Source organism: Selenomonas sp. CM52 (assembly GCF_000292955.1).
GTDB lineage: Bacteria > Bacillota > Negativicutes > Selenomonadales > Selenomonadaceae > Selenomonas.
The window spans coordinates 37456-43455 of the sequence record NZ_ALNM01000053.1 but is presented as its reverse complement, the minus strand read 5'-3'; the positions used below and the strand labels follow the sequence as shown (position 1 = coordinate 43455).

At 55.5% G+C, this 6000-nt stretch carries 6 protein-coding genes; 5 read left to right on the top strand and 1 reads right to left on the bottom strand.

Going from position 1 to position 6000, the window contains the following annotated elements:
* Positions 1-490: 490 nt before the first annotated feature.
* The 4 genes from aroC (at position 491) to HMPREF1153_RS11850 (ending at position 3878) form a co-directional block, all read left to right on the top strand.
* A complete protein-coding gene (aroC, locus tag HMPREF1153_RS11865) occupies positions 491-1645 on the top strand; it encodes a chorismate synthase (RefSeq protein ID WP_009647203.1) in 1155 nt (384 codons plus the stop codon).
* 1 nt (position 1646) lies between these two features.
* Positions 1647-2177 carry a shikimate kinase gene (locus HMPREF1153_RS11860; RefSeq protein WP_009647182.1) on the top strand — a complete coding sequence of 177 codons (531 nt, stop codon included), beginning with the start codon at positions 1647-1649 and terminating at the stop codon, positions 2175-2177.
* Position 2178: 1 nt separating this feature from the next.
* Positions 2179-3267 carry a 3-dehydroquinate synthase gene (aroB, locus tag HMPREF1153_RS11855; RefSeq protein ID WP_037370727.1) on the top strand — a complete coding sequence of 363 codons (1089 nt, stop codon included), beginning with the start codon at positions 2179-2181 and terminating at the stop codon, positions 3265-3267.
* A gap of 410 nt (positions 3268-3677) precedes the next feature.
* A complete protein-coding gene (locus HMPREF1153_RS11850) occupies positions 3678-3878 on the top strand; it encodes a cold shock domain-containing protein (protein ID WP_006190995.1) in 201 nt (66 codons plus the stop codon).
* 209 nt (positions 3879-4087) lie between these two features.
* Here HMPREF1153_RS11850 and HMPREF1153_RS11845 read toward each other — a convergent pair whose 3' ends face one another.
* A complete protein-coding gene (locus tag HMPREF1153_RS11845; protein ID WP_009647161.1) occupies positions 4088-5131 on the bottom strand; it encodes a nuclease in 1044 nt (347 codons plus the stop codon).
* A 129-nt stretch (positions 5132-5260) separates the two neighbouring features.
* On the opposite strand from HMPREF1153_RS11845, the gene hpf reads away from it, so the two are divergent.
* On the top strand, positions 5261-5806 hold the full coding sequence (gene hpf / locus HMPREF1153_RS11840) for a ribosome hibernation-promoting factor, HPF/YfiA family (RefSeq protein ID WP_006190997.1): 546 nt from the start codon (positions 5261-5263) through the stop codon (positions 5804-5806).
* Positions 5807-6000: the final 194 nt, after the last annotated feature.

Here is a 6000-nt window from a genome sequence, read left to right as displayed (position 1 = left end):
TCCGAGGGAAAGCCTTACTACGTCTATATGACGGCAGGAGCGAATAAGTTCCTGCGCATCTACTACGGGCGCGTAAATGAGTATTTGGCAAGCCTTTCCAAAGAACAAGAATAGCATTTCACTACCGTCCCTTTGGTCGGCGCTCCTGCGGCGACCTATTTGTGTTGCTCAAATTCCACTTGCCACAACTCCTCATCTTTTTTCATCTAAGGGCTTGACTTTTTATTTGCAGGCTTAGGGTTGCACAGAGGACGCTTCCTGTTGTGCGCCGCCCTTAACGAAAGTTATCCAATCAGTCTGCGCCCTTTGGACTTGACTTCTTGGACTTTCATAGTAAGCTACACGCACAAACGTCCACTTCGTGGACATTGTGCGCCGCCCTTAACGAAAGTTATCCAATCAGTCTACGCCCTTTGGGCTTGACTTCTTGGACTTTCATAGTAGACTAAATAAAGTTGGAAGGTTGTATTTTTGAAAGTGGGAAATCATATTGAGCACATTGCGTTTTTTGACGGCGGGCGAATCGCACGGCCCGTCTTTGACAGCCATCTTGGAGGGCATTCCGGCTGGGCTTTCGCTGAAATTGGAAAACATCAACCGTGATTTGGCGCGTCGCCAGAAGGGCTACGGGCGCGGCGGACGCATGAAGATCGAAACGGATACGGTGCGAATTCTCTCGGGCGTGCGCTTCGGCGAGACGATCGGCTCTCCTATTACGCTCTCGGTCGAAAACCTCGATTGGCAGAACTGGCAGGAGCGCATGACGGCATTTGGCGAGGCGCACGGCGAGAAGGTGACGGCGGCGCGCCCCGGACACGCAGACCTCACGGGCGTTCGGAAGTACGCGCGTGAGGACATCCGCGACATCTTGGAGCGGGCGAGCGCGAGAGAGACGGCGATGCGCGTCGCCGTCGGCGCCGTGGCGAAGGAGCTTCTCTTCGCACTCGGCGTCACGGTCGAATCCGCCGTGCTCGACATCGGCGGCGTCACCGCCGATGCAGCCAAGCGCGAGACGGGCGCGGCGCATAAGGCGGCATCGGAACTCAACTGCTTTGATGCTGAGGCTGAAGAGCGCATGAAAGAGAAGATTCGCGCGGCGAAAGAGGCGGGCGATACGCTCGGCGGCATCTTCGAGGTGCGCATCGCGGGTGCGCCGCTCGGACTCGGCAGCCACATCCAGTGGGACAGGCGTCTCGACGCGCGGTTTGCCGCCGCCATGATGTCGATCCAGGCCATCAAGGGCGTTGAGATCGGCGCAGGCTTTGGCTATGCGGCACTCCCTGGCAGCGAGGCGCACGACGAGATGTTCTTGGGTGAGAACGACTCCGTTGTGCGCAGGACGAACCGCGCGGGCGGCCTTGAGGGCGGCATGACGAACGGCGAGGATATCGTCATTCGCGCCGTCATGAAGCCGATTCCGACGCTGATGAAGCCGCTTCATTCCGTTGACATCGAAAAAAAAGCGCCCGTGCTCGCTTCGAAGGAGCGCAGCGACGTCTGCGCCGTGCCCGCCGCCTCTGTCGTCGGCGAGGCAATGGCGGCCTTCGTGCTCGCCGAAGCCTTCATCGAGAAGTTTGACAGCGACAATATGCGCGACATGAAAGCGGATGTCGCAGCGTACAAGAAGCGCACGGAGGAGGCGTGAGATGAAGAACGTCGTATTGATCGGCTTCATGGGCACGGGCAAGACGAGCACGGGACGTGCACTTGCACAGCGTCTCGGCCGCGCCTTCGTCGATCTCGACCGCATGATCGAGGAAGAGGCGGGGCGTTCGATTCCCGAGATCTTCGCCTCTGAGGGTGAGGCGGCTTTCCGCGCTTTGGAAAGGGAGGCGGTCAGGCGCACGGCCAAGCGCCGTGCTCTCGTGATTTCGACGGGCGGCGGCACGGTCAAGGACGCGGCGAATGTGGCGCTGCTCAAGGAGAACGGTGCGCTCATCTGTTTGACGGCCTCTGTCGACGTCGTGCTCGCGCGCACGGCTCATGTGGGCGACCGCCCCGTGCTCGACGCAAAGGATGCAGGAGATCGCCGGCAGGCGGTGGCAGACCTCATGGCGGAGCGCAGGGAGCTTTATGATGTTGCGGATTACAGCGTTGACACGAGCGATCTTTCGCCGCTGCAGGTCGTCGACGACATCGCCGGCTATTTGAAGAGGGAAGGTGTTTTTCGTGCGTGAGATGCACAAGGTGCGCGTGGAACTTGGCGCAGCGAGTTACGACATCTTTATCGGCGAGGATCTTCTGCCGGAAATCTCCGATTTCGTAAGGGCGCAGAATTTCTCGCACAAAGCGCTCGTCATCTCCGATGAGAATGTCGGGAAGATGTATGGCGAGAGGACATTGGCAGCCTTGCGCGAGGCGGGATTGGAACCTGCGCTCCATCTCGTGCCCGCAGGCGAAGCCTCGAAGTCGCTTGCCGTTGCCGACGACATCTTCACGCACGCCATCGAGCTGGGACTTGACCGCCGCTCGCCCGTATTCGCCTTGGGCGGCGGTGTCGTCGGCGACCTCGCGGGATTCATCGCTGCGGCGTACATGCGCGGCGTTCCCTTCGTCCAGCTGCCGACGAGCCTTCTCGCGCAGGTCGATTCAAGCGTCGGCGGCAAGGTCGCCGTCAACCATCGCCTCGGCAAGAATCTCATCGGCGCTTTCTACCAGCCCGCCGCCGTTTTCGCCGATCTCGCGACGTTCGCCACTCTGCCCGAGCGCGAGATCCGCACGGGACTCGGCGAGATCATTAAGTATGGCATCATCTTTGACGCAGATTTCTTTGCCGCTCTCGAAGATCATGCGGCAGACGCACTGCGCCTTTCGCATGATGCGGTGCTCTTCATGGTCGAGCGTTCGTGCGAAATCAAGGCGGAGGTTGTCGCCAAGGACGAGAAGGAAGGCGGCCTGCGCCGCATTTTGAACTATGGGCACACCATTGCCCACGCCATCGAGAAGGAAACGGGCTATGCGCGCTACAATCACGGCGAGGCCGTCGCCATCGGCTCCTTGGGCGCGGCATACATCAGTGAGGCGCTCGGCATGATCGATGATGCCGACGTCCTGCGCGTGCGCCGCCTGACAGAGCGTCTGGGACTGCCACTGTTCGCCGAAGGCTGCACGGTCGAAGGCCTCTATGCGGCGATCTTCCACGACAAGAAGACGGTCGACGGCAAAGTCAACTGGGTGCTCATGGAAGGCATCGGCAAGGTCTGCGTGCGAGACGACGTGCCAGAGAGCACCGTGCGCACGGCGATGGCGCGTTGCTTGAAATTTTAGGGAGCGTTGATAAATTCAGCCGCCCATCTTCACACATCTGCGCTGTCCTCTCGTCGTCGACAAATCCTCGACGTAGCACCGCTACGCCTGCGGTTTGTCTCCTTGCTGAGCCGTTCAAGAGCCAAGTCCGAAGGACGCAGGCGATTGGGCAACGGTTCGTATGCGAAAACGTCCCAAGAATGCAAGCGCGAAGCGCGTCGCATGATTGGCTGACGTTGACCGCTATAGATACAGCGCATCTGTGCAAATCTGGGCGACCTCATTTTATCAGCGCTCCCTTAGAAAAAATATGGCGGTCTCGTAATCATTTCCTCCTATTTGATTGACAGATTAGATGGTAGGGTCTATAATGAAATTGCGTGAGTATCAGGCGCGGTTCTGCAACACACCAAGAAACAGGAGGAATTACTATGGTTGGTAAGGTCAAATGGTTCAGCGCAGAAAAGGGCTATGGTTTCATCGAGAGGGAAGACGGCGATGATGTTTTTGTCCATTTCTCTGCAATCCAGGGCGATGGATTCAAGACGTTGGCTGAGGGTCAGGGCGTAGAATTCGAGATCGTCGAAGGCGCACGCGGCCCGCAGGCTTCCAATGTCGTGAAGACGGCGTAAGCTGCGCGAAAGCATGTCGTGTTCCCTCAGAGAACGTTGATTGAACCACGCGTTTTCTGAAGTTTGGCAAAGACCGGCTCCGTTTGGAGTCGGTTCTTTTGTTTTCAAACGAGGGGAACGAGTCGCTGAAAGAGAAATCGAAGGCCGGCACATGGAGCGGAGCGGTTCGCTTCATGTGCCGGCCTTCGGTTTCAGATAATTTATATTCGTCAAGATGGTTGGTTCTCCATTTTTAAGGCACGTATCTTGTCTGCCGATAAATTTGTGATGCGTGCGATCATTTCAATGGGTAAATTTTCTTTGAGCATCGAAAGGACAGTCGCCGTGCGATTGGTTTCGATTCCCTGCTCAATTCCTTGCGCGATTCCCTGTTCATAAATCCCCGTACTCAAATTGCACATTGTACTCAACTCCTCCTCTATATCGGTAGTCGTATCCAGATCAAATTCATCTTTCAGAAGTTTCTTTTTCTCTGCCATCGTCATTCTTGTATTCTTGAACAAGAGGCGCAGGAAGCGGATGAGCCAATCCTCGTGTGATTTTCGTTCTTCGCCAAGATAAATCGTTACAATGCTCATCAGGTCGTAATCGGTATGCTTTTCCTTGTGACTGTTTAGAACGTGATGCTCGTTGATATCGTAGCGATTGATGGCGCTATTGCCATCGGGAGCATCCATGCAGAGCCAGATGGAGTAGACTTTCTTGATTTCGTCATAAGAAGATCCTGTGAACTCCGTTTCCTTTTGAGAAGAAAGCAAACGGCTTGCATAGTAGATGGCACGGCGCAAAAGTGCGTAACCAAGTTTTGATCGACGCTGCGTTCTCTGTGCCTCGACGTTGATGATCAAGGTGATGAGTTCACCTGATTTTGGAGCACGCGCGTGGAAGAGGATGTCGAAGCGAATCCAGCCTTCTGTGATGCCGACACTTTCCGTGGCATCGCCAATAAATTCTTTTGGCGTATGCAGCGCGTTTCTTGCGGCATTCGTCTTGTCCCGCGCAACGGGAATCTCGCTGATTTGCGGCGAACCTTCGATGTACTTTTCGGCTATGTCAGCGATGGTGACATCTTTGAATTCCGGCACGGTTCGCTTGAGCAGCCGAGCCATGATGGTTCTCTGTGAAAGTAGGCGTTTGGCATGTTGGTCATAGGTTGGATTTTGATAAAGCGGCACATGACTCGCCGTCACGGCACGGTCTTCTTGCTGCACGAAATCACCTTTTTTGTTCTTATTATAGCATTGAATATTCATTCCAGCCAGTGAAAACGCATTGGATGACCCTCGTGAAAATTTTCAGAAACATTCTTTTCCAAAAGAAGGGTTTTGCGAGCGGAGGGAGAATATATACAGCAGAAGATACAGGAAAGGGGACATGTCACTATGGCCACATTCACGGTACGAGGGAAAAACATTGAGATCACCCCGTCGCTCAAGGACTATGTCGAGAAGCGTGTCGGCAAAATCACGAAGTATTTCGACGAGGTGGGCGAAATCTCGGTGCTCCTCACGGTTTCCAAAGGACGCCATATTGTCGAAGTCACTGTGCCCATCCCGGGTGGTGTTCTGCTCCGGGGCGAGGAGGCCACGATGGATATGTACACCTCCATCGATCTCGTCGTCGAGAAGCTTGAGCGTCAGATCCGCAAGCAGAAGACGCGCCTTGCCAAGCGTTTCCGCGGCGGCGGTTTCAAAGAAGAGGCCGTCCAGCAGATGGGTGCGATTCCCGTACAGGAGGAGGAAGGCGAGTTCCCGCTCGTGAAGACGAAGCGCTTCGTCGTGAAGCCTATGGATGTACAGGAGGCAATCATGCAGATGAACCTCTTGAACCACAACTTCTTCGTGTTCCGTAACGCTGAGTCGGAGGAAATCAACGTCGTTTATCGCCGCACGGACGGCAAGTACGCCTTGATCGAGCCGGGAAATTAAGTTTTGTATTTTGTGTTTGACTGCCCGCCGGTGCTTCGCGCCGGCGGGCTTTTCAATCAGTCTGCGCCCTACGGGCTTGACTTCTTGGGCTTTCATGATAAACTTGATGGACATATGTTCAGCCGTCGCGCAAAGAGGCGCGGTTTGTTTTTGTACCTGTTTCCAGCGATGGCGGCATCAAAGCATCTCGCTGT